At 50.8% G+C, this 21481-nt stretch carries 21 protein-coding genes and 1 tRNA gene; 12 read left to right on the top strand and 10 right to left on the bottom strand.

Features of this window, described 5'->3' with window-relative positions; all coding sequences use genetic code 11:
- Positions 1 to 114 precede the first annotated feature (114 nt).
- Genes C2M29_RS13710 through C2M29_RS13700 form a run of 3 tightly spaced genes read left to right on the top strand, consistent with a single transcriptional unit; the run spans position 115 to position 6565 of the window.
- Positions 115 to 1875, top strand: a complete 1761-nt coding sequence (locus tag C2M29_RS13710; RefSeq protein WP_105190338.1) for an autotransporter assembly complex protein TamA — start codon at positions 115 to 117, stop codon at positions 1873 to 1875.
- Entirely contained in the window at positions 1872 to 5666 is a 3795-nt protein-coding gene (gene tamB, locus C2M29_RS13705) for an autotransporter assembly complex protein TamB (protein WP_105190337.1), read from the top strand. Before C2M29_RS13710 ends, tamB begins: the two co-directional genes overlap by 4 nt.
- Before the next feature lie 17 nt (positions 5667 to 5683).
- Positions 5684 to 6565, top strand: a complete 882-nt coding sequence (locus C2M29_RS13700; RefSeq protein ID WP_105190336.1) for a peptidylprolyl isomerase — start codon at positions 5684 to 5686, stop codon at positions 6563 to 6565.
- On the opposite strand, the gene queF is transcribed toward C2M29_RS13700, so the two are convergent.
- On the bottom strand, positions 6552 to 7400 hold the full coding sequence (gene queF, locus C2M29_RS13695) for an NADPH-dependent 7-cyano-7-deazaguanine reductase QueF (RefSeq protein ID WP_105190335.1): 849 nt from the start codon (positions 7398 to 7400) through the stop codon (positions 6552 to 6554). The genes C2M29_RS13700 and queF overlap by 14 nt on opposite strands.
- A gap of 56 nt (positions 7401 to 7456) precedes the next feature.
- Between queF and syd the strand changes: the two genes are divergently transcribed.
- A complete protein-coding gene (syd, locus tag C2M29_RS13690) occupies positions 7457 to 7999 on the top strand; it encodes a SecY-interacting protein (protein ID WP_105190334.1) in 543 nt (180 codons plus the stop codon).
- A gap of 2 nt (positions 8000 to 8001) precedes the next feature.
- On the opposite strand, the gene C2M29_RS13685 is transcribed toward syd, so the two are convergent.
- The 3 genes from C2M29_RS13685 to C2M29_RS13675 all read right to left on the bottom strand — a co-directional run bounded on the left by C2M29_RS13685 (position 8002) and on the right by C2M29_RS13675 (position 9420).
- Complete coding sequence (locus C2M29_RS13685) at positions 8002 to 8775, bottom strand: Zn-ribbon-containing protein (RefSeq protein ID WP_105190333.1); 774 nt, start codon at positions 8773 to 8775, stop codon at positions 8002 to 8004.
- A gap of 2 nt (positions 8776 to 8777) precedes the next feature.
- Positions 8778 to 9044: a hypothetical protein gene (locus tag C2M29_RS13680; RefSeq protein WP_105190332.1), complete on the bottom strand. Its 267-nt coding sequence runs from the start codon at positions 9042 to 9044 to the stop codon at positions 8778 to 8780.
- 145 nt (positions 9045 to 9189) lie between these two features.
- Positions 9190 to 9420, bottom strand: a complete 231-nt coding sequence (locus C2M29_RS13675) for a DUF2789 domain-containing protein (protein ID WP_105190331.1) — start codon at positions 9418 to 9420, stop codon at positions 9190 to 9192.
- A 68-nt stretch (positions 9421 to 9488) separates the two neighbouring features.
- Here C2M29_RS13675 and C2M29_RS13670 point away from each other — a divergent pair, with 68 nt between their 5' ends.
- On the top strand, positions 9489 to 10130 hold the full coding sequence (locus C2M29_RS13670) for a GNAT family N-acetyltransferase (protein WP_105190330.1): 642 nt from the start codon (positions 9489 to 9491) through the stop codon (positions 10128 to 10130).
- Between the two features lie 693 nt (positions 10131 to 10823).
- Here C2M29_RS13670 and C2M29_RS13660 read toward each other — a convergent pair.
- Together C2M29_RS13660 and C2M29_RS13655 are read right to left on the bottom strand one after the other, a co-directional pair.
- The gene (locus C2M29_RS13660) at positions 10824 to 11108 is read right to left on the bottom strand and encodes a DUF3301 domain-containing protein (protein ID WP_442792565.1); all 285 of its coding nucleotides are present in this window, start codon (positions 11106 to 11108) and stop codon (positions 10824 to 10826) included.
- Positions 11109 to 11122: 14 nt separating this feature from the next.
- Entirely contained in the window at positions 11123 to 12154 is a 1032-nt protein-coding gene (locus C2M29_RS13655) for a DUF3549 family protein (protein WP_105190327.1), read from the bottom strand.
- A gap of 425 nt (positions 12155 to 12579) precedes the next feature.
- Here C2M29_RS13655 and C2M29_RS13650 point away from each other — a divergent pair, with 425 nt between their 5' ends.
- The 3 genes from C2M29_RS13650 (at position 12580) to C2M29_RS13640 (ending at position 14402) form a co-directional block, all read left to right on the top strand.
- Positions 12580 to 12906: a YqcC family protein gene (locus tag C2M29_RS13650; protein WP_105190326.1), complete on the top strand. Its 327-nt coding sequence runs from the start codon at positions 12580 to 12582 to the stop codon at positions 12904 to 12906.
- Positions 12899 to 13678 carry a pseudouridine synthase gene (locus C2M29_RS13645; RefSeq protein ID WP_105190325.1) on the top strand — a complete coding sequence of 260 codons (780 nt, stop codon included), beginning with the start codon at positions 12899 to 12901 and terminating at the stop codon, positions 13676 to 13678. Before C2M29_RS13650 ends, C2M29_RS13645 begins: the two co-directional genes overlap by 8 nt.
- 280 nt (positions 13679 to 13958) lie before the next feature.
- The gene (locus tag C2M29_RS13640) at positions 13959 to 14402 is read left to right on the top strand and encodes a flavodoxin (protein ID WP_105190324.1); all 444 of its coding nucleotides are present in this window, start codon (positions 13959 to 13961) and stop codon (positions 14400 to 14402) included.
- A gap of 77 nt (positions 14403 to 14479) precedes the next feature.
- On the opposite strand, the gene C2M29_RS13635 is transcribed toward C2M29_RS13640, so the two are convergent.
- Together C2M29_RS13635 and gloB are read right to left on the bottom strand one after the other, a co-directional pair.
- Entirely contained in the window at positions 14480 to 16036 is a 1557-nt protein-coding gene (locus C2M29_RS13635) for a LysM peptidoglycan-binding domain-containing protein (RefSeq protein WP_105190323.1), read from the bottom strand.
- 94 nt (positions 16037 to 16130) lie between these two features.
- Positions 16131 to 16892 (bottom strand): hydroxyacylglutathione hydrolase, encoded by a 762-nt coding sequence (gene gloB / locus C2M29_RS13630; protein ID WP_105190322.1) that lies wholly within the window; start codon positions 16890 to 16892, stop codon positions 16131 to 16133.
- A gap of 51 nt (positions 16893 to 16943) precedes the next feature.
- On the opposite strand from gloB, the gene C2M29_RS13625 reads away from it, so the two are divergent.
- Positions 16944 to 17717: a class I SAM-dependent methyltransferase gene (locus tag C2M29_RS13625; RefSeq protein ID WP_105190321.1), complete on the top strand. Its 774-nt coding sequence runs from the start codon at positions 16944 to 16946 to the stop codon at positions 17715 to 17717.
- Here C2M29_RS13625 and C2M29_RS13620 read toward each other — a convergent pair.
- Both C2M29_RS13620 and rnhA read right to left on the bottom strand, forming a co-directional pair.
- Positions 17694 to 18491 (bottom strand): MBL fold metallo-hydrolase, encoded by a 798-nt coding sequence (locus tag C2M29_RS13620; RefSeq protein ID WP_105190320.1) that lies wholly within the window; start codon positions 18489 to 18491, stop codon positions 17694 to 17696. The two genes, C2M29_RS13625 and C2M29_RS13620, sit on opposite strands and share 24 nt — an antisense overlap.
- A 100-nt stretch (positions 18492 to 18591) precedes the next feature.
- Entirely contained in the window at positions 18592 to 19056 is a 465-nt protein-coding gene (gene rnhA, locus C2M29_RS13615; RefSeq protein ID WP_105190319.1) for a ribonuclease HI, read from the bottom strand.
- 66 nt (positions 19057 to 19122) lie between these two features.
- Here rnhA and dnaQ point away from each other — a divergent pair, with 66 nt between their 5' ends.
- From dnaQ to C2M29_RS13600, 3 genes are all read left to right on the top strand, one after another.
- Positions 19123 to 19836, top strand: a complete 714-nt coding sequence (gene dnaQ / locus C2M29_RS13610; protein ID WP_105190318.1) for a DNA polymerase III subunit epsilon — start codon at positions 19123 to 19125, stop codon at positions 19834 to 19836.
- Positions 19837 to 19864: 28 nt separating this feature from the next.
- Positions 19865 to 21301, top strand: a complete 1437-nt coding sequence (locus C2M29_RS13605; RefSeq protein WP_233998436.1) for a TIGR03503 family protein — start codon at positions 19865 to 19867, stop codon at positions 21299 to 21301.
- Between the two features lie 100 nt (positions 21302 to 21401).
- Positions 21402 to 21478 (top strand) — tRNA-Asp (locus C2M29_RS13600).
- Positions 21479 to 21481: the final 3 nt, after the last annotated feature.

Raw genomic sequence — 21481 nt, 5'->3', positions numbered from 1 at the left:
ATCTTTGTAACTTCTTAAGGCGTCACAACAGGCAAACAGACTCGAGTTTTGGTATGTAATTCAATAAGGCTGGCACAGGCGGTGGAAAAGTGATTGAAATGGAGACACGGTAAGTTGAAGTTAACCCTACTAACGGGCCTGCTCTTGGTGCTGAGCTTGTGCTCGTTCGACTCTTATGGCGCCTGGGGCACTGAGCCTGGCAAGTTTCCGCAAGGACGGGTCATTTCCGGCTATAGCATTGAAGGTATCGAAGGGGAGCTGGAGAAAAACGTCGGTCTGTATTTACAACAGCTCAGTGGCGAGCAGCCAACACGCCAATTGCAGCGCTATGCCACTGAGCAGGTGTTATTGAGTATGCGAGCCCTGGGTTATTATCATGCCGAGGTCGACCTGCGCCTTGAAGATAACAGCGCCGAGCCCAAGGTGCTAGCGACAATCAAGCCGGGGCAGGCAACACGTATAGAAAGTGTGGAGTACCAACTACTTGGTCCAGGGGAGCAAGACAAAGAGTTGACCCAGGTGCTGGAGCAGTTGCCACTCAAACGCGGCGACATCATCAATCATGGCCATTACGATGGAGCCAAAAGTACCATCGATAAGCAACTGCTTGAACTTGGTTACTTTGATGCCAAGTGGCAAGAGGCGCGCCTGGCCATTGATAGGGGAAGCTACAGCGCCGATATTAGCCTGGTTGTGAGCACCGGCAAACGTTATCGCTTTGGCCCCTTGAATATTGCTACCGATACCCCAGCAAATGCATATATCCACTCTCTGGCTGAGTTCGAGCCGGGACAAGCCTATAACGCTACTAAGGTTAATAACTTTAATCTGGCATTATCGCAGACCCCTTATTTCAGCAGTGTACGTGTCTATGCCGACATTGCCAAACGCAGCGCTCAGGAAGTGCCTATTCGCGTTGAGGTGCTGCATAAGCCACAGGACAGCTTTGAGGTCGGTGGTGGTTTCTCAACAGATGACATGGGCCCAAAGGTGCGCTTTAAGTGGTCGCGGCCCTGGGTGGGTGAACAAGGACACTATTTAGAAAGTAACCTCAATGTGTCTGAGCGCCAGCAGGATATCAGCCTTTCCTACACCATACCGGTCGCCGACCCGGTTGATGATATTTGGCGTTTTAGCCTGGGTTATAAGCTTGAGGATAATGAAGAGACAGATATCTTCTCAAAAACTCTGACCGGTCTGGTGCAACGGCAATGGAAAATAGAAGAAGACTGGATCCGCACCGTTTTTATCCGCCGTGAGTTTGAAGAATTTCGCATTGGCGAGGAAGAAAAAACCACAAAAATGCTGTTACCCGGCGTCAGTTATGCGCGCAAGCGTTCAAAAGGGGGCACCACGCCCTATTGGGGGCGGCAATGGTTGATCAGTACCGAGGTCGGTGCCGGTTCTCTGGCCTCGTCTACGAATATCATTCGCGTGCAACTTCAGTATGCCTGGTTAAATACCTATTGGCAGCGCCATCTATTTTTTAGTCGCGTTAATCTGGGTGCCATGCATGTCGATGACATCGGCGATGTGCCGGTGTCACTGCGCTTTTTCGCCGGTGGCGATCAAAGCATACGTGGCTATAAATACGAGTCAGTTTCTCCCGAGGTCGATGGCGCCAAGGTGGGGGGGAAATACCTGGTGACAGGTACCCTGGAATACAATTATCAGTTTGCCAGCAATTGGCGCAGCGCCTTGTTTGTCGATGCCGGTACCGCCACCAACGACTTTTCCGAAAAACTCTCGGTGGGCGTGGGTTTTGGCGTGCGTTATCTTACGCCCGTAGGGCCTATTCGCTTTGATCACGCCTGGGCACTCGCAACGCCTGGTAATAACACTCGACTCAGCATTACCGTGGGGCCCGAACTATGAAGCGCGTTCTTCTTTTAAGCGTCAAAGTGATTGCCGTCATCCTTATTACCCTGGTCCTCATGGTGGCCTTGTTACTTTTTACCGGGTTTGGTAATCGTGCTGTCGTGGCCTTGGCGAACAACCTGGTATCAGGACTTAATATCGAGCTGCATCAAGGGCGTTTGCTCGCCAATGGTTCCTTCGATTTACAATACCAAAGCGACGGCCTGACCCTAGATGTCGAGCATGTGCAGCTTGATATACGCTTGCTCGGTTGTGGCGGTGTGTGTATCGATAATGTCGCGGCGCAGCGCCTTAGCGTGCAAAGCGGTAGTGCCGACTCCGAGCAAGAGCCACAGGTAAGCTCGAGCGCCGACATCGGCAGCGACGGCCAGCAAGCGGATGCGAACGCCTCTGGCCCTCTGCTGCAGTTCCAGTTGCCGAATATTGACGTTAAACGCCTGGCGCTAGCCGAGGCGGCTATCGCGGTGGCGGGGCAAAAAATCAACGTGCGCGACCTGAGTGCCAGCCTTAGTGCCCAAGGTAAGCGCGTTAATATCAAGCCCTTTAAGGTCAATGAACTGAGGGTTGAATTGGTTTCAGCGCAGCAACAGCCAGAGCAGGGGCCCCTGATGCAATTGCCGCCGCTGACCGACATCGATTTTGATCTTGGCCTGCACATTCGTATTCAGAACCTTACCCTCAACAATGCGACACTGGTACAAGGGGCAAGCGAGCATAGGCTCAGCAACTTGCAGCTCAATGCGGCGCTGCTTGGCACCAAGCTGGCTATAGAACAACTGGATGTAAGCTATGCCTTACCGCCTGAGCTGGTGGCCGGGCTGCCGCAGCAGCAGGGCGGCACCACGGACGCACAGCAGCTGCATGCGGCGCTAAAGGGTGATGTGGCCTTATCTGGCAATAATCCATTGCAGTTAACGCTGCAGGTGGAAGCCCTGGGGGAGCGCAGTCAGCTTGATCTCAGTGGCAGTCTCAGTGAGCTGCAACTGGCATTGGCAAATCAGGGCCAATACCCATTGGCGTTGAACGCCACGGTTCAGTTACGGCAAACCAATTGGCCTTTTACCTTGCACGCCAAGCAGCAACAATGGCAACTGCCTATGGGCCCATCGGCGGGTGCTCAGCCCCTGCAATTGCGGCAAAGCGAGATTCGCGCCGGGGGTAATATCGATGATTACCAACTCAAGATGACCTTGCAGTCGCAGTTGGGGGATTACCCAGAGTTACACAGTCAACTTAACGCCGCGGGGACATTAAGCTCGCTACAGGTAGCGTCATTGCAACTGCAGGCCGGTCAAAGCCAGGCCAAGATGAAGAGCGAACTCAATTGGCGTGAAGGATTAAGCGCCAACTTTAGTGCCGAGTTGGTCAATCTGCATAGCGAATACCTTATCGATATGGTGCGCAGCGATGTTTCCGGTCGGGTCTCTGGTTCCTTTGAAATGGACTCTCAAGGCCAGTGGCAACTGGCGGTGGCGCCGTCGACCTTAAGCGGCACGGTGAACGATACCGAACTGCAATTACAGGCCGATCTTGATCTTAACAGTTCACTGCATGGCGTCGTGCGCCAGCTGCGCTTACGTCAGGGCAATAACACCTTGAATCTTACCGGTGAAGTGGACGAGCAGTGGCGCTTAGACGCAGTGCTGGCATTATCTGCCGACACTTCCTTAGTGCCCGGGTACACGGCCGAAGGCCAAGCCCAGTTGCAGCTTCGTGGTCAGCGTTTAGCACCGCAATTACAACTTGATGCACAATTGGCACAAATGCAAGGTGCTGGCGTCAGTGTGGATACGCTGACGCTGGATGTCGAAAGTGAATATCGAGACGAGCTAAAATACGATCTTACAGCTCAGCTGTCCGGCCTAAAAGCCGGCGATCAGCACTTAAATAGTCTGGCATTGCAATCTCGAGGCAGTGACACGTTGCAACAAACATCCTTGCGTCTGGACTCGCCCTTGGCACAACTGCAAAGTGCTTTTGCCAGTGAGCTGTCGTCATCACACCAGGAATTAAAGGTACAACTGGATCAATTCGATGTGGTGCTTCAGGAGCATCAGGTGGCCTTGTCCGCACCAACCAGCGTGCATTTTGATTTTGCCAAGCAGGCGCTGCGCTCGGAGCGTTTATGCTTGGGTGGCGATGCGGTGGATCTGTGCGTTGACCCCGCGACTTTCGATCCTCTCCAAGGCGAGGTGAAGGCGACGTTAACGCACTTTTATCTCCAGGCGCTCAAGCCGTTGCTAGGACCTAATACTGCCTTAGCGGGCTTGGCTAAAGGGCATGCGAGTTTTAATTGGCACAGCGGTTATGCACCTAAAATAGACGTGCAACTGCAAACCGAACAGTTGCAGGCGAGTTATCGCCATCAGCAACAACAGCACCATTTCCCCGTTGAAACCTTAGCCTTGTCTTTGCAGAGCGACATAAACCAGGCTCAAGCCCAGTTAGAGCTTGAATCGAGCGTGCTCGGCACGTTGACCGCCGATGTACAGGTCACCGATGTGATGGCGGCGCAACAGCTCGAAGGTAAACTGCAAGTGGATGCCTTACAACTTGCTAAATTTCGTTCACTGGCGCCGGAGATCAAGAATCTTGCCGGTGATATCAGCGCCGATTTGCGTTTTTCAGGAAGTGTCAGTCAGCCCCAAGTGCATGGCCGACTCAATGCAGAAAACCTGGCTCTAGAGGGTGATGCCTTACCCTTATCTTTGGCCGACTCGCGCTTGAGTGTGCAACTGGCTGGGGAGCAAATCAGCGTATCTGGACAATTGGCTAATGTCGATGGGGGGGAATTGAACGTCAGTGGCGAAGGGCTTTGGCTCGGTGAGCAGCCGCACCTTGCAGTTAGTGTACAGGGGCAGCGCTTTATGCTTATCCCCGATCAAGGCATCATGATTGCGCTATCTCCGGCTCTGAATATCGAGGTGAATGCGCAGCAGGTGAAGGTGGATGGCAGTGTCGATGTCCCCTATGGTCGCATCAAAATTAAAGAGCTGCCGCAAGGGGCGGTCAAGGTCAGTGATGATGAGATTATTGTCGATGCGCCGGTGCAAGAGCCTACCGTGCCCTTTATGTACGATGTTGACTTAAAGGTAAATATTCTAGATGACGTGTATATCGATTCATTCGGCTTGAAGTCATATATTAAGGGCGACCTTAGCATTACTGCGAACAATGAAAGTCACCCGCTGGCGGTGGGTGAGTTGAACCTGGTCGATGGTAAATACCGAGCATTTGGCCAAGACTTGCTGATCCGCACCGGACAAATCGGCTTTAGCGGTGCCTTAGATAAGCCCTATATTAATGTGCGTGCCATTCGTAACCCGGATAACACAGCCAATGGCGTGGTAGCCGGTATCGAGCTGGCCGGCAGTGTCGAGCAGCCGCAACTGCATGTCTTTTCCGAGCCAGCTATGGACCGCTCTCAGGCTTTGTCTTACGTGCTTAACGGACAACCGCTCGGCGACGGTGACGCCAATACCGATGCCTTATTGACCCGCATGCTATTGGCGCAGGGCACCAACCGTGGCGAAGGCTTGGTCTCGCGCATTGGTGAGTCCTTAGGTTTGAGTGATGTAACCTTAAACTCCAGCGGCAGCGGTGATGATACCAAGGTGGAAATTGCCGGGTATATTGCCCCTGGGATCCAGGTTAAATACAGTGTTGGTGTATTTGAGTCCATTTCCGAGGTGGCGGTGCGCTATCAGGTGTTACAAAGACTGTATATCGAGGTGACCAGCGGTTTATATGATACGCTGGATATTCTCTATCGCTTCGATATCGATTAAATCATAAGGGAATAAGAATGATAAAAAAATCCTTAGCCATACTAACGGCAGGCCTGTTGGCCGCGCAACTGACCCCCAGGGCCTACGCCTTTAACCCGGCTGAGCAAGCCTTGCAATCGCCCGCAGAGATCATGGCTGCAGCCGAGGCTTCTGATTGGCGCCAAGTCGATAGCAATAATCTGATGATATTAACGTTGGAAAGCGGCGCCGTGTACCTTGAGGTGAACCCTTTGTTGGCGCCTAAGCATGTGCTCAGATTACGTGAGTTAGCAAAATCTGGCTTCTACAAAGGCTTAAGCATGTATCGTTTTGTTGAAGGCTTTGTTGCGCAGGGTGGGGCGGGTGAGCAAGAAACGGATATTGCGCCGCTGCAGCAGGAGTTTGTAAGCCACACTAAGCAGCCTTTGGCACTGGATATCAAGGTGAATGACAACGATGGCTATGCCCCGCGTAGCGGTTTTATTAATGGCTTTGCCGTAGGTCAAAATGAAGCGGGCACGCAGACCTGGCAGCTGCATTGTATGGGAGCCTTGGGTATGGCGCGAGGAAATGGCGTGGACAGTGCCACCAGTGAGTTTTATGTGGTAATTGGCCATGCCCCTCGCTACCTGGATAAAAACATTACCGTTTTTGGTCGCGTCCTTGCGGGTATGGAGCACCTACAGCGCTTACAACGCCCTGGTAGCAAGCAAACGCCGTTTAATCCTATTATCGATTTGCAATTTGCCGATCAATTAGCGCCAGAGCAGCGGCCAAAAATTAGGGTGATGCGCACCGACTCTGAGCGCTTTCAGGCGCTGGTGGCGGCCCGCAAGAGCCGCCCCGAGGAGTGGTTTGTGGCCACCCCGAATTACATTGATACCTGCGCCATGGCGGTGCCCAGCGTTATTGACGATTAATGCGCAGGCTAAAGGGAATATGTTGGTGATGGGTTGAGCGATAAGGGTTGATGTCCAAGCCACCGCGACGGGTGTAACGGGCATAGACCTCGAGCTCTTGCGGTTTGGCCACCGCCATAATATCGCTGAAAATACGCTCTACGCATTGCTCATGGAACTCATTGTGGGAGCGAAACGATACCAGATAACGCAGCAGTGATTCATGGCACAGTTGCGGCCCCTTATAACGGATCACCACACTGGCCCAATCCGGTTGCGAGGTGATCAGGCAGTTCGACTTGAGCAGATGGCTATACAGAGTTTGTTCAACCAGTTCGGCGTTTTTTGCAAGCTGTAACAAGGCCGGGTCGAGATCAAATGTATCAATCTCTATATCGAGCTCATCAATACAGGTACCCGGCAACGGCGTGGCGGCAAACAGCGATGTATCGTCCGGACCATATAATCTCACCTCGACCGGCGTTTGCACCGCCTGACTCAAATCCGTTTCGAGGATCTCCCGTACCTTGTCCATGCTTTCAAAGCGCGTCTGATTAAAGCTGTTCAAATACAGCTTAAACGACTTGGACTCGATTATGCTGGGGCTTTGGCAGGGGAACACAAATTCGGCAACCGCTACTTGTGGTTTACCCTTGCTATTGAGCCAGGAAAGTTCATAGCCAGTCCACAGATCTTCGCCTTGAAATGGCAGGGCCTGCTCATCAATGCCTAAGTCGTCGCGGTTAAGCTTGCGGGCGATGGGGTAGAGCAGACTCGCGTCGTAGGAGTCTTTGTATTCGGTGGTTTTACCCAGCAGGCTGGCCTGCAGCTCAGGGGCGTTACGGTAATCTGTCATGATGCCATAAATCTAGTTACAATGGCGTCATTATAACGAATTTACGGAAAGCATGCATGAGTGTAAGCACACAACTCCAACAGGCACTACAAACTCACATCGACAAGCACCAGGCTCAGTTTAACTCTAACCCCATGGCCTATATCGACCCAGAATCACAAAGCCCGGCAGCCATTAGCGGTACCGAGCAGGGTGATCAAATTCAGTGGCAAACCTATGTGCGCGACGACAAAGCAACCCTGTGCGATTTAGCCAAGGCCCTGGAGGTTGAATTCCCGGCGCAATTGGAGCAGCTGTTTTGCTCCGTTTACAGCGGTAACTTACCGGCGCAAATCGATGGCCATGGCGTCGAACTGTTATTGCCTTGGAATGAAGAAGACTTTGTCCGATTGCAGCAAAATATCACCGGTCATGTACTGATGAAGCGTCGCCTCAAACAGCAAGACACTGTGTTTATCGGCTTAACCGAGCAAGATGATCTATTACTGACGGTGCGGTTAAACGATGGTGCGGTATGCCTCGAGTATGTCGGCAAGGAGCCGCACCATGTATTGGCTGAGAATATTAGCGCCTTATTAGACGCCATAGAGGTGAGTTAGGTTTATTGATGATCCCAGGAAATATTCGAGACCAGCTCACAGCTGTCGCAGCGAAAATCGAATAAGCCAAACCAAGGCTCGGCGAGTGCCCACTCGCCATCGCAACCAGGGCAGCGACGCTGCTGTTCCTGTTGCAGGCTTTCGCCGCCAACCCGGTATAAATAGTAATACACCGGCTTTTTGGTGAGAAAACGAATTCGTTTGCTCAAGTCTAGCCCACGGCGGCTAAGTGAACTATCCAACAGGCTTAATTCATCGAGCGCCGCAAATTCTGCACGAGTGGCGCCATTAATTTGCAGTTGGTCGCAGGCCTGCCAGTCTTCTTGCCACTTTATTAAGGTCTTGTAGTCGCCATTGGCAATGGCGGGGATGTTATAAAGCGGTACCGGCAGGAAATCATCGCCGCAGTACAGTGGGCTGCAGGTATGCAAATAGGTGGTATAGAGAATATAACAGCTTGGCTCGGCGCAGGCGTCGGCACTGTTGGCATGAATATCCTGACCGATCACCTTTACTTTCGGAGCCAACAGTCCGGCTTCATTAAGCTTGTTGATAGCATGTTTCACAAAAGGGCTGTGATGCAAGGGATGCAGCGAATCTTCCTCTGGGCACATCACCCGGGTAAGGAAGTAGCCCTCTTTTAATACCGTGGGAAATTCGTCGCCGATTATCTGCCCGTTCGCGCGCAGCGCTACCACCATCTGGTTGATTGCCTGCTCGGCGTCGGCTAATTGAGTATCTTGATAACAGTCAAAGGTTAAATCGGCAACAAACATGCTTACTTCTTGGCTTCTAATAAAGCCAATAGTTTATCAAGTTTTTGCTCTATGCGATCCAGTTGCGATGATTTTTGTTGCGACGTCTTAGAACTCGGTTCGATCACCATGTTCTTAAAGGCTTCAGGGTTGTTTTTATACTGGCTGACTGCAGCGATGATCATCGGCATGGGCACCGGCTCGCTTAACATGGATTTGGTCAGGGCAACGGTGGGGATTTTGTTTTGAGCCAATAGGGCTTTGATCGCTTCAAACACCACAGGGTTCATTGTGCTAGTTCCTCTTACTGAAAATCGACGCATTATAAAAGCAGTTTCGCTCGGGAGCGAAGAATATCCGCGCAGTGTAGTGCGATTTTGCTGAACCCAAACTGTCCGCAGCCTGTGCGCTGGCGCCAAGCCTGCCGGTAAATATTTAATGCCTTAGTTGAGCATCAAGAATATCAATGAGTTCCGTCCAATCCGCATCTTCAGCGAGGGATTCGCTAATAAAGTGACGTTGAGCATTAGACCAAAAGGGCGCGTCCGCCAACTTAATATCATTGCCTAGTTTGTGATTACTAACAAACTGTTCTATCTGGCTGTCGCTGCTGGGTAAACCCAGTTGTTCGAACAGCGTGTTCATAGTGTGCTTTGAGGTGTCCATAGGTTTCTCAATTTCGTTGATAACAACTATGTTTAAATATAGAACAACAATGATAACAAGGAAATTCTATGTCAGTGACCGTCGATTACAGCGTCAAATACCTAACCCCCGAGGATTTAAACGTAGCAGCCAGCCTTATCTACCAAGCCTACCACAAAGACCCTTTAATGAGAGAGTTGCTACAAGGTGAAGATCAATCTCAGCAACAATACGAGAAAAAGTTGCGCGCTTTAATTCGCGAAGAGCTACATACGTTCTGGCAATCCAAGCAGCCTCTAGTGGGGTTATTTGTCGAGGACAGGTTACAGGCCATCGCCTGCGTTTTTGCCTCGGCGGCTTCTATGCCGGCGCAGCGATACTGGCATTGGCGTTTGAAATTGATGATGAGTGCCGGTTACCTGACCACTCAGCAATTGATTGAAAAAGAGCAAACCATACGCAATGCCTTACAAACCATGGGCAACTATTTATTTATTGCCTTTATTGCCGTGGCGCCACAAAACCAGCGTCATGGGCTGGGTCATTACCTATTGAATAGCCTCGACAGCCTGATGCAGGAAGATAACGAACTTAAAGGCATGGCGGTATTTGTCACCCAGCAACCTCATATCGACTTCTTTACCAGCCATGGTTTTGAAGTATTGCAGACACTGAAATTTAGTAAAATCAGTGGTGAGCTGTTGTTTAAGCATAAAAGCAATGGCGTATAGGGAAGTTTGCTTGTAGGAAATGTCTCACATTGATGTGCGGGATCCCTGTTTCTTGTTTCCTAAAAATTAAACAATAAATCATTAACTATATGAATATAAATGACTTTATTTTTATTTCATTTTAATGACATGGTTCTCAATTGATTCATAATGGCTGCGCCGACGGTATTATTCTCTATCATTATAGATGTCAGGAAGACAAGGGTGCAGGGAGCGCCGGGCCAAGGAAAGGATAGAGGCCAAGAAAGCAAGGGCTTGCAGGAAGAGTAAGGGACTAGACGGTTTAGGAAAACCGTTCAAGGACTGGAGCACAGGATGTGCAGGGAAGGCTGGGAGCCTAGGAACAGCCAAGATGGCAAGTGGACACTTCAGGATGAAGCAGGAATTAGGGCACGGAATGCTGTCGGTTAAGATAGGTAATCGAACCAGGAAGGTAAAAGGACGACCACAGCGGTCAGCGATATAGGATATCGCACAGGGAAGAGATGGATTAGGGCGTGACCTAGGTCACGCCTTAGTTTTATGCGTTATACCAATTCTGTTATTAAGTATGTGATCAGATATAGCGCTGGATAAATGATGTGCTAACAAGGCGGAATTTTTCTCATGTAGTTATTCTACATAGAAAAACTCCAACGCCGTGAGCATGATATTTAACCCGCTAGAATGATTAGCTATTTAAGTGAATTGGTATTACATTCGGTGTGGTGGAATGTCTTTGCCGTGCAGACGCTCATTGTCCATGTACAGCTTTCCCTGATACAAGCTCTCTCCATCGCTTGAAAACTCAAATAGGTACGTGCTGCGTATTCCCAACTTACCGTTATTTAATATACCCATACGCCATTTTAGACAGGCAACGCTAACAAGCTGAACACCCAGTTGCTGGCACTGGTTCTGCGCATGAATTCGTGCCGTTTCCGCCAACTTGCGGCGATACCAAAATAAGCCGATCACCGCCGCGACCAGCATCAACATCCATAAAGTAACCACTAAGAGAACAAGCCTCCAATTGCCCGCGATAGCGCTTCTGAGCGTTGCTCGCATCGTAACATAGCTAATACATGTGGGCGCAGCGTTGGGATTGCAACGAGATCCGCAAACAGACTGGCAAAAATAGCTTGTTCGGATTTGATTTGCGCACTTTTTTCCATAAAGGTGGCTAGACGCTCCGGCGACTGAAGGTGGCTCCAAAGGCGCCCAGCGATCACCTGGCAAATATCCGCATCTTCAGCCCAGCGCGATGCCAAGACCTGATCGACGGCGGCACCGCTTATCCCCGTGGCGGTGGCGAAGCTGATTGCCCGTAGAGCGTCAATCAATAGTGCCTTATCTTCCTGAGCTAATGCGTCTTGTATCGATTGGTGCAGCATTTCCGCAACCGCCGTCGACACCGGGGTGTTTTCTAATTGGGCGGCCAAGGGTTGGCGCACTTCCACCGGAAGATTTGCCCAGGCGGTACATAGCAGCTGCTCGTTATCACCTTGGTTCAAACGCGCCGCAAAATCGGCCAGTCCTTGTACCGCGATGCTTTGCCATTGCTGCCAACCCAATTTGCCGCTTAAATACAGCTGAGTGTGTTCATAATACTGGGATGCGCTTTGACGGAGCTCAACCTTGATATGCGCGTTAAAGGCGGCCCGCTTGTTGGCGTTGGGGGTAAACACATAAGGGTTATTATCGAGCTTACTTTGCTCTTGTTCATCGCCCATTAACTGGGTGCCCACGGCTTCAAGCACCATGTTGGCGAAGTGATCACGGCTGGCGGCAACTAACTTACTTTGCTCATCCAAAGGCAACTTTAAAAACCAGACATAGGGTTCGGCGGAGGCCTTGGCATCCCAGAATTGAATGGCCAGCAGAGCGTGCTGTGCCAGCGGGAAAGGGTAGGGCTGATTGGTCGCCTCAATATCGGCAAAGGTGGCCTTATCTAATTTCTGCACGCGACGGCCAATGTCGTACACCCGCCAGGTGGTGCCTGCGGCGTCGAGTAACTCGGCTAAGGTGGCAATATTTGCAGTCATGGGCTGCTCCTAGAAATAAAATTCCGCAAATTATAGGCATATTGCGTCACCAACCCAAGGGAAATGCTATGATGGCGACTGCGAAAATTACTTATTCCTAGGGTCTGTTTATCTTTGCGGTTTACTTTATGTTCAATCTAAACGCATTCTGGTGAATATAATCACTGATTTATTTGGTTAAATTCATCCATAAAGCTTGGTTACATCGCGCATCCATGCGCTCATCTCGCTAAGCTGCGAAGCATTGCTTCGGTCTTGCTCGCCTATGTACATAGCGAGCAACACAGAGCAGGATGCTTTTGTAGCGCATTTCTACTGTGTTGTTACATGTTCATGTAGAATAACTACACCACACATGTGCCGACTTGTATAAATACACTACAAACTGCTGCAGAAACAAACAACAAAGGTTAACAGACCCTAAGATGTACGACAAAACCGCGATGCTGCTACAGCAGCTAGAAACTCAGTTACAGGCTCATAAATTGTGGCAACAAGAGCCCATAGATGCGCAGTTACTGCTCTCTGGGCAGCCCTTTTGCGTCGATACACTGCGCTTTGAGCAGTGGTTACAGTTTGTCTTTATCGTAAAAATGCGCGAATTGGTGCAAAGCCGGGCGGTGTTGCCAAGTAGCATAGCTCTAACTCCCATGGCTCAAGTGCAGTGGCCCGGTCGTTACTTGAGTGTGCATAGGACGCTAGAAGCCATAGATTTGCACCTAAGCGCAGATAAGGATGCCGCTGATGAGTGAGCAAGCACAGGCCCCGGGGATCGAAGAGGCGGCCGTTGAGCCTTTGCAAATCCTCTATCGTGACGAGCACTTTATTGCGATTAATAAACCCTCGGGTCTGCTGGTGCATCGCTCGCCCATAGACAAAAGAGAAACTCGGTTTGCAATGCAAATGTTGCGCGACCAAATAGGCCAGCATGTTTATCCCTTGCATCGCCTCGACAGGCCCACTTCCGGCATTCTCTTGTTCGCCCTCAGCAGTGAGGCGGCGCGGGACGCGCAGACTTTGTTCAGCGATAAGTTGATCCGTAAACGCTACTTGGCTTTAGTACGTGGCTTTGCGCCACAGCAGCGCCTGATAGACCGACCGTTAAAAGAAAAGCTGGATAAAATCGCCGATAAATTTGCCGACATCAATAAAGCACCGCAAGAAGCGCAAACCGAGGTGCATTGCCTGCATCAGGCAAGCCTGGCAGTAAGCCTGGGTAAGTTTCCCAGCGTGCGCTATTCGCTGGTGGAGTGCTGGCCAAAAACCGGGCGCAAGCATCAGATACGTCGTCATCTCAACGGCATTAACCACCCTATCATTAATGACGTAAACCACGGCGATAACACCCAGAATCATTTTTTTATCGACCAATTCGACTGTGCTCGTCTAATGCTGTTTGCAACGGATCTGTACTTTGTGCATCCTTATAAGCAAACAACCATTCATATTCGTGCACCGCTTGGTGAGCAGGCTTTGGCAATTTTTGCACGCCTGGGCTGGCCGCAAAGCGAAGAAAGTTATTAGGGTCTGTTTATCTTTGCGGTTTACTTTATGTTCAATCTAAACGCATTCTGATCACGACGCTCGTTATGCTGCATAGTCATTTTATGTACATAGCGAGCAACACAGCGCAGGGTGCGTTTAGATGAACCCATAGGGCAGCGCTTGTAGCGCATTTCTACTGTGTTGTTACATGTTCATGTAGAATAACTACACCACACATGTGCCGCCTTGTATAAATTCACTACAAACTGCTGCAGAAACAAACAACAAAGGTCAACAGACCCCATGTAAAGGACAATTAATGGCAACCATCAGTATTTTTTACGGCAGTGTGTATGGCGCCGCCGAGCGTCTTGCCGAGACCCTATGCGCTCACATCAACGAGTTAGGAAGCAGCGCTAAGCTCGTGGATAACCCTCAGGTTGAAGATATTATCGCCGCTGAGCAGATCCTGGTGGTTACCTCGACCACGGGGCAGGGAGATTTGCCGGACAATATTTTGCCGCTCTATTTAGGTTTAAAAGAGCAGTTTCCATTGCTCGGCGCTAAGCCTTGTGCGGTGATTGCCATGGGCGACAGCAGCTATGGCGAAACCTTCTGCGGCGGCGGACGCCAGTTTGAGGAGTTGTTGATTGAGTTGCAAGGCAAGATCATTCAACCACGTTTGGATATTGATGCCATGGTTGATTTTGACCCCGAGCCCGTGGCATTGCCTTGGGTAGAGCGCTTGGTCGCGCAGTCGTAAGTACACCGCTAAGATATAAAAAAAGCGCTCAAAAGAGCGCTTTTTATTTTTATTATAATCAATGGGTTAGGTGAATATTATCCGCGTTTCACATCGACTATCAGTTTTAATTTTTGCCCCGGTTGCAGGTATTTTTTGCTGTCCAGTTTATTCCACTTTTGAATATCACTGACGCGCAGACCAAATTGCGAGGCGATGCGAGAGAGGGAGTCGCCGCGACGCACCTTGTAGGTGATGGTGCGGTTAACACTTTTGATTGCACCTGAATCGGCTGCCTGGCGGATTTTTAACTTTTGTCCAAGACGCAGTACCGCATTATCTTTAAGGTTATTCCAGGCCTTAAGCTGGGCCAGGGTGACATCGTACTCACGGCTAAGATCCCACAGGGTATCGCCGGATTTCACCGTATGACTGCGGGTTACACTCGAGCCGCTGTTAACAGCCAGACGCACACGCTCGGGCAGGTGTGCCGCACCCTGATCCGATAAGGGGATCATCAGCGTTTGTCCAACGCGGATGTTGGTGGACGATAAAGCGTTAAGGCTTTGAATGGCTTTAACATTGGTGTTGTGTTTGCGAGCAATCAAGGACAGGCTGTCGCCGGAGCGAACTTCATACTGTTGCCAGCGCATGCGGTCTTTCAGTTGTGCCGTGGCCAGACGCTTCTCGAAGCGCGCTATGCTGTCGAGTGGCAGTAATAAATGATGCGGTCCCTCAGGGTCGCTGGCCCAACGGTTAAAGGCCGGGTTCAGGCGGTAGAGTTCGGATAAGGAAATGCCCGCCATTTTTGCGGCCATTTCTAGGTCGATTTGGGCACCGGCATCAACCCGGTCCACGACCTGAGCATTAACGATTTTATTCCAACGCACGCCAAACTCGTCATGACGTTTAAGCAGATCGGCAAGGGCAAGCAGCTTAGGCACATAGGCGGTGGTTTCTTTAGGCAGATCCAAGGACCAGAAATCCGTCGGTAAGTGTTTGCGGCGGTTCTTCTTGATGGCACGCATTACTCGGCCTTCGCCCGAGTTATAGGCGGCAATGGCGTTAAGCCAGTCGCCCTCAAGGGTTTTGTGCAAATATGACAGATAGTCCAGCGCTGCACGGGTAGACTCGGTAATATCACGACGACCGTCATACCACCAGTTTTGCTTTAAACCGAAACGCTTACCGGTCTGCGGCATAAATTGCCAAATGCCGCTGGCGCTTCGATGGGAGTAGCCATATGGGTCAAAAGCACTCTCAACGATAGGTAACAGGGCGATCTCGATAGGCATCTGCCTTTTTTCAACTTCTTCCACTATGTAGTAAAGGTATGGTTCGGCACGCTTGGAGATGCGATCCAGATAGGCCTGATGACGCGCATAATAATTACGCTCGGTCACCACGGGGCGGTTTTGTGGGACATCAATGGATAGCTGAAAGCGAATGCGCTCCCACACATCATCAAATACCGGAACCGGTTCTTCGTCTTCACCCAGTTGTCCATCATCCAATAATTCCAGGGTGAGTGCTTCGCTGATTTCTTGCGGGCTTGCGCCATTGTCCGGTAACTGCGCGACAGGGGTCGTATCGGTTGCGGTACAACCCGTTAATAATGCCAACAACAATGCCAGCGAATAGGTAATCTTGTTCATGGACCGTTAATTTTTGATGAATCTGCGCGCATACTAGCAAAAAGTTATGAGCGCAGACAAATTTTGCTCAGTTTTTACTGGAGAGGGTACAGGCCTAAAAATTATCTTTCCAGGTTCGCAGGGCGGCAAACTTGGCGACTGGTTCGTCATCTTGCGGTCGAAATTGCGGGGGGATGGCACCAAGGGGGATGGCATCGGCACGCAAGAAGGGGTTGATACGCTTTTCCAGGCCTATGGTGCTCGGCAGGGTGATGATATCCTGCGCACGCTTGGCCTCGACCTGGTGTTGATAGCTTAAAACCGCTTCGTTATGGGGCTGACTGGCTGCGGCAAACTGCATGTTGGCCAGGGTGTATTCATGGGTGCAATAGACTTGGGTGTTATCATCCAGGTCACGAAAGACCTGCATTGATTGCCACATTTGCTCGGCGCTGCCTTCGAACAGGCGCCCGCAGCCGCCACTAAACAAGGTATCGCCACTAAATACCAGGCCAGCGCCAATATAACAAATATGATCCAAGGTGTGGCCTGGGGTGGCGCGGACCTGAAACTCGTATCCAAGTTCGGTGATTGTATCGCCGTCGCTCAGCGCCACATCGACATCGGTAAAGGGGCTGTTTTTGGGGCCGTACACGGTTATCTCCGGATAGGCGAGCTTGAGTGCCGCCACCCCTGTGGTGTGATCCCAATGATGGTGGGTAATGAGGATGGCCGCCAAGGTTTTTCCCTGTGCTTGCAGGTAATCAAGGACCGGCTCGGCCAAGCCGGGGTCGACCACCACCAGTTTATTATCGCTACCTTGTAGCGCCCAAATATAATTATCCTTATAAGCTTTGATTGCCTCTACTTGCGCCATCGCCCATTGCTCTATATCGTTATCATATTCCTAGTATAACGAGCTAATTGTGTGAAACCAGCACTGAGTTTGCAAAGACATCCGCCGCCCCATGCCTGGGCGCAGTTTCCTCATGGGGAGTATCTGCAAAGTGACATTGAACGCAAGATGCAGCCCTGGCTGGAGCGCATGTTCGGATATCACCTGTTAAAAATAGGGGATCTGAGTGTGCAACTGGATACGTCGGCAAGCCCCATTAAGCATCAGGTTGGTGTGGCTGCTCGTACGCCACAGGCCGGGGTCATTGCCGAAGTGGATGAACTGCCCTTTGCCGAGGGCAGCGTTGATGCCTGCGTGCTAAGCCTGTGTCTGGAATACAATACCGACCCTCATCATATACTCAGGGAAGCCCATCGCACCCTGATCGCCGGTGGTTATATTGTTATTACCGGCTTTAATCCCTTCAGCTTTTGTGGCCTGGCCAGTTTAATTCCTTTTAGTCGGCAAAAGCTGCCCTGGAGCGGTCGCTTCTTTACGCCATCTCGGGTTAAGGACTGGCTTGATTTATTGGGGTTTGAACTACTCGCCGATGAGCGCTTTTTACACGCGTCCCTGGCGCGAGGTTCACGGCTGTCACGCTTTGCGCGCTGGCGCAGCTTTTGTCGTCACTATCTTAAGCCCATGGGCAGTGTATATATGCTGGTGGCGCGTAAGCGGGTGACACCCTTGACACCAATAAAACCTAAATGGCATGCGCGTCCAACCTTTAAGCCAGCCATCAAGGGTGTTGAGGTGAGCCGCCGAGGACGCACCAGCAAAAGGTTAAAGGACCAAAGCCCCCTGTAGATTAAAGGGCACGGCGATATCCATCAGCCTTGGTTTATTCAGTGTTGCATCACGCTGTTGGCGTTGGGCGATAAAATCCCCTTGTGGCTGCTGCAGGTGCACATTTTCCTGACGTTGTTCGGCAATGGTGCTGTGGCAATCCAAGGCGCGGCCGTTGGGCTGATAATCATGACAAACCCAGACCTTGGTGTGCTCGGGTAGCTCAAGCAGACGGACAATGGAGTCGTAAAGCTCGACGGCACTGCCGTTAGGGAAGTCGCAACGGGCACTACCGGAGTCCGGCATAAACAGGGTATCACCAATAAACACATGACTATCGCAATACAGGCTAATGCCATCCGGGGTGTGACCTGGAGTGGCAATCACTTGTATATTTAGCTCACCCAACGCCAAGGTGTCACCGTCTTTTACATGTATATCGAACTGTGAGCCATCGGTGGCGCAATCTAGTTGATAGATGGGCTTTAGGGTTTGCTGGACCTCGGTAATATGCTCGCTGACCACGATTTTCCCGGTGCTTTGCTGACGCAGGTAGGCGCAGGCGCTGAGGTGGTCGGCATGGACATGGGTTTCGATGATCCACTGCAGCCGTAGCTGCTGTTTATTGATAAAGGCCAGTAGCTTGTTGGCACTGGTGTAGCTGAGCGTCTTAGACTCGCTGTCATAGTCGGCAACGGCATCGATCACCGCCGCCACTTTCGTTTCGGTGCAATAAAGAATGTAACTCAGGGTGTTACTGTCATCATGGTAAAAAGGAATGACCTTGAGTGACATAGCTATTCCAAAATCAGTTATAAGTTATATCTATTCGTTATATAACATTCACACCCTTGAGTAAAGTTAGCCTCGGCCAACGGCGGCGGCATCTTTGGGACTAACCTTGATAGCCCTCATCCACCAAGAGGTGGTTGCTCATGGCCGCATCACGGGCTAAATCATCAACGATTTCATTTTCGTCATGCCCACTGTGACCCTTTACCCAGTGCCAGCTTACCTGGTGGCGAGCACGCGCGGCGTCGAGACGCTGCCACAAATCCACGTTTTTCACAGGCTGTTTACTGGCGGTGCGCCAATTGCGCTTCTTCCAATTCTCTATCCAGCTTTCAATGCCCTGCTTTACATATTGGCTGTCGGTGGTGAGGTCGACATGGCAAGGGCGTTTTAGGGATTCCAAGGCAACAATGGCCGCAAGCAGTTCCATACGATTATTAGTCGTGTTCTTATAGCCCTGGCTGAGCGTCTTTTGATGCTCTCCATAGCGCAACAACACCCCGTAGCCACCCGGTCCGGGATTGCCCAAACAGGAGCCGTCGGTATAAATTTCTACGCTTTTTTGCACGCTTTTCCTTGTTATTATGTACAATGACCGAAGCAGCAAAGATAGCAAATATGGGCGTAAACTGATATGGCGCAAAGACAAATAGTCCTCGATACCGAAACCACGGGTATTAACCCCAAAGACGGCCATCGCATTATTGAGATAGGGTGTGTGGAATTGGTTAATCGCCGCCTGACCGGCAACAATTTTCACGTTTATATCAACCCGCAACGGGGCATCGAAGACGAAGCCATAGATGTTCACGGTATCACCACCGAATTTTTAAAGGACAAACCCCTGTATCATCAGGTGGCCGACGAATTTCTTGACTACATTCGCGGTGCCGAATTGATAATCCATAATGCGCCCTTCGACGTCGGCTTTATGGATCACGAATTTGCCTTGCTCAATCGCGGACTGCCAAAAACCGAGGACGTGTGTCAGGTCCTTGACACCTTGGTTATGGCCCGAAATATGCACCCGGGTCAAAAGAACAGTTTGGATGCCTTATGCCGTCGCTATGATATAGATAACTCAAAGCGAACCCTGCACGGCGCCTTGCTGGATTCCGAGATTTTGGCCGATGTCTACCTGGCCATGACCGGGGGTCAGAAAAAACTGAATTTAGCGCAAAATAACGAACAACAAGACAGCGCCAACAGCGGCGGTATTATCCGCTTGCCAAGCGACCGAGCCCCGCTCACCGTGATCAGTGCCAGCAATGAGGAATTGGCGGCGCATGAGCAGCGTTTGGATTTGGTCGCCAAAGAGGGTGGCAGCTGTCTATGGCGCGGTGAATAAACACCGCGATTACAAACAGGGAAATGAAATGACAAGCATTAATGCACGCATTATTGCGCGCCTGATGACGGGCCTTGTGTGCCTTGTTAGCCTAGGAGCACAATTGGGCTTTGATGTGGATGCCAGCGAGCAACACAAACTGACGCTGTTATCCGAGGGCAATGAGTTGCCGCTGCTTAATAATCGGTTTCGTATCGATCATGACGTTGACAAGATAACCCTGCTTTTTTTCCGCCGCCCCGGCTCTCCCGCCGTTGTGCTGGTGCGTCCGGATGGCAGTAAATTGTATGCACCGCACGCACTTAATGACGAGCAACTGCAATGGCACGACGAGCGCGGCTATGATTTGATCGAGCTGCGCAATCCCATGCCGGGCCCTTGGCAGGTGGTGGGTCAGATCCTTCACGAAAGCCGGATCATGGTGTTGGGCGATATTTCCTTAGAAGTGGATACCTTGCCGCCATTGTTGTTTCGCGGCGAGATCATCAAGCTTACCGGACGCGTGCTAAATGATGGCGAACAGGTTGAGGTGGGGCATTTCCACGAGGTAATTAACCTGCAGGTGGATTTTGTCAGCACCAATAACAATGAGTTCACTAACTTCGGTGCCGGCACAGAGCATGTCGCCGACTTTAAAGACGATGGCCGCGGCTTTGACGAACGCCCCGGTGATGCCATTTTTACCGGCGAGTTCCGCCTTGATTTTGCCCCCGGGCAATGGCGACCTGAAATTGCCTTAACCACGCCGCTTATTCAGCGCAAAGTGGTGCAGGAGCCGGTAGTGGTTAAAGAGCCGCCATTAACGTATGAATTGATTAAAGGGGAGAGCGGGGCAGATCATGAACTGGTTTTTCGCCTCGATCCCGAGCTGGTAAAGACTGAGTCTGTGTTGCTGCAAGGGCGCATCTTTTACCCCAATAATGATGAGCAAGCCTTTTCCTTGCCGTCCAGCGCCTTGGCCGAGCGTCGCCTGAAGATCAGTAACTATGAACGCGGCCGTTATGAAGTTGAGGTGGAAATGTTTGCCACCAATATTAATGGCCGTGAGTTTATGGCTAATTTACCGAATCATGACTTTGTGATCACCCGGCCCATAGAAAAAGCGGTTAAGACCTCGGCGGCGATGTCTGCGTCGATACCAAGCTTAAGGTCGGGTTTGCCAAGCGTAAATACAGCTGCTGGCGTTCAGGACCAACTTCAGTCTCGGACTCAAGGTGAGGGGCTGGAAAATACCTTTGAAAATGCGCTGCTGGTGGCACTGGGTAACCTGGTTATTTTGTTGTTCGGTGGCGTGTTGATCCGTATTTTTGTGTTAAAAAAGCCGTTAATGTCGGGTGCTAATTTGCTGTTTTGGAGGAAAAAACAACAAAGCCAGTTGAGTGCTTCACAAGCAAACTTCGACAAAAATGGTTCAAAAAGTGATAAATCAGGTGAAATTTTAAACCTTTCGATGTCAGATGACTAAAAAAGCCTTAAAATTTCAAAAAAACTGTTGACTCACCAAGGGGTGATTCGTATCATTCACGCCGCTGTCAGGGCAGAGTCCTGAACAGTTTGGATAATGCGGAGTGGTAGTTCAGTTGGTTAGAATACCGGCCTGTCACGCCGGGGGTCGCGGGTTCGAGTCCCGTCCACTCCGCCATTT

Source organism: Pseudoalteromonas sp. T1lg48, from assembly GCF_002964785.1.
In the GTDB taxonomy this organism is placed as follows: domain Bacteria; phylum Pseudomonadota; class Gammaproteobacteria; order Enterobacterales; family Alteromonadaceae; genus Pseudoalteromonas.
This window is presented reverse-complemented; position numbering and strand designations above follow the sequence as displayed.

What these genes read in the sequence shown, in the direction of transcription:
- tamB (WP_105190337.1), top strand. Translation starts at nt 1,872, where the DNA reads ATGAAGCGCGTTCTTCTTTTAAGCGTCAAAGTGATTGCCGTCATCCTT.
- C2M29_RS13700 (WP_105190336.1), top strand. Translation starts at nt 5,684, where the DNA reads ATGATAAAAAAATCCTTAGCCATACTAACGGCAGGCCTGTTGGCCGCG.
- queF (WP_105190335.1), bottom strand. Translation starts at nt 7,400, where the DNA reads ATGACAGATTACCGTAACGCCCCTGAGCTGCAGGCCAGCCTGCTGGGT.
- syd (WP_105190334.1), top strand. Translation starts at nt 7,457, where the DNA reads ATGAGTGTAAGCACACAACTCCAACAGGCACTACAAACTCACATCGAC.
- C2M29_RS13685 (WP_105190333.1), bottom strand. Translation starts at nt 8,775, where the DNA reads ATGTTTGTTGCCGATTTAACCTTTGACTGTTATCAAGATACTCAATTA.
- C2M29_RS13680 (WP_105190332.1), bottom strand. Translation starts at nt 9,044, where the DNA reads ATGAACCCTGTGGTGTTTGAAGCGATCAAAGCCCTATTGGCTCAAAAC.
- C2M29_RS13675 (WP_105190331.1), bottom strand. Translation starts at nt 9,420, where the DNA reads ATGGACACCTCAAAGCACACTATGAACACGCTGTTCGAACAACTGGGT.
- C2M29_RS13670 (WP_105190330.1), top strand. Translation starts at nt 9,489, where the DNA reads ATGTCAGTGACCGTCGATTACAGCGTCAAATACCTAACCCCCGAGGAT.
- C2M29_RS13660 (WP_442792565.1), bottom strand. Translation starts at nt 11,108, where the DNA reads ATGTTGATGCTGGTCGCGGCGGTGATCGGCTTATTTTGGTATCGCCGC.
- C2M29_RS13655 (WP_105190327.1), bottom strand. Translation starts at nt 12,154, where the DNA reads ATGACTGCAAATATTGCCACCTTAGCCGAGTTACTCGACGCCGCAGGC.
- C2M29_RS13650 (WP_105190326.1), top strand. Translation starts at nt 12,580, where the DNA reads ATGTACGACAAAACCGCGATGCTGCTACAGCAGCTAGAAACTCAGTTA.
- C2M29_RS13645 (WP_105190325.1), top strand. Translation starts at nt 12,899, where the DNA reads ATGAGTGAGCAAGCACAGGCCCCGGGGATCGAAGAGGCGGCCGTTGAG.
- C2M29_RS13640 (WP_105190324.1), top strand. Translation starts at nt 13,959, where the DNA reads ATGGCAACCATCAGTATTTTTTACGGCAGTGTGTATGGCGCCGCCGAG.
- C2M29_RS13635 (WP_105190323.1), bottom strand. Translation starts at nt 16,036, where the DNA reads ATGAACAAGATTACCTATTCGCTGGCATTGTTGTTGGCATTATTAACG.
- gloB (WP_105190322.1), bottom strand. Translation starts at nt 16,892, where the DNA reads ATGGCGCAAGTAGAGGCAATCAAAGCTTATAAGGATAATTATATTTGG.
- C2M29_RS13620 (WP_105190320.1), bottom strand. Translation starts at nt 18,491, where the DNA reads ATGTCACTCAAGGTCATTCCTTTTTACCATGATGACAGTAACACCCTG.
- dnaQ (WP_105190318.1), top strand. Translation starts at nt 19,123, where the DNA reads ATGGCGCAAAGACAAATAGTCCTCGATACCGAAACCACGGGTATTAAC.
- C2M29_RS13605 (WP_233998436.1), top strand. Translation starts at nt 19,865, where the DNA reads ATGACAAGCATTAATGCACGCATTATTGCGCGCCTGATGACGGGCCTT.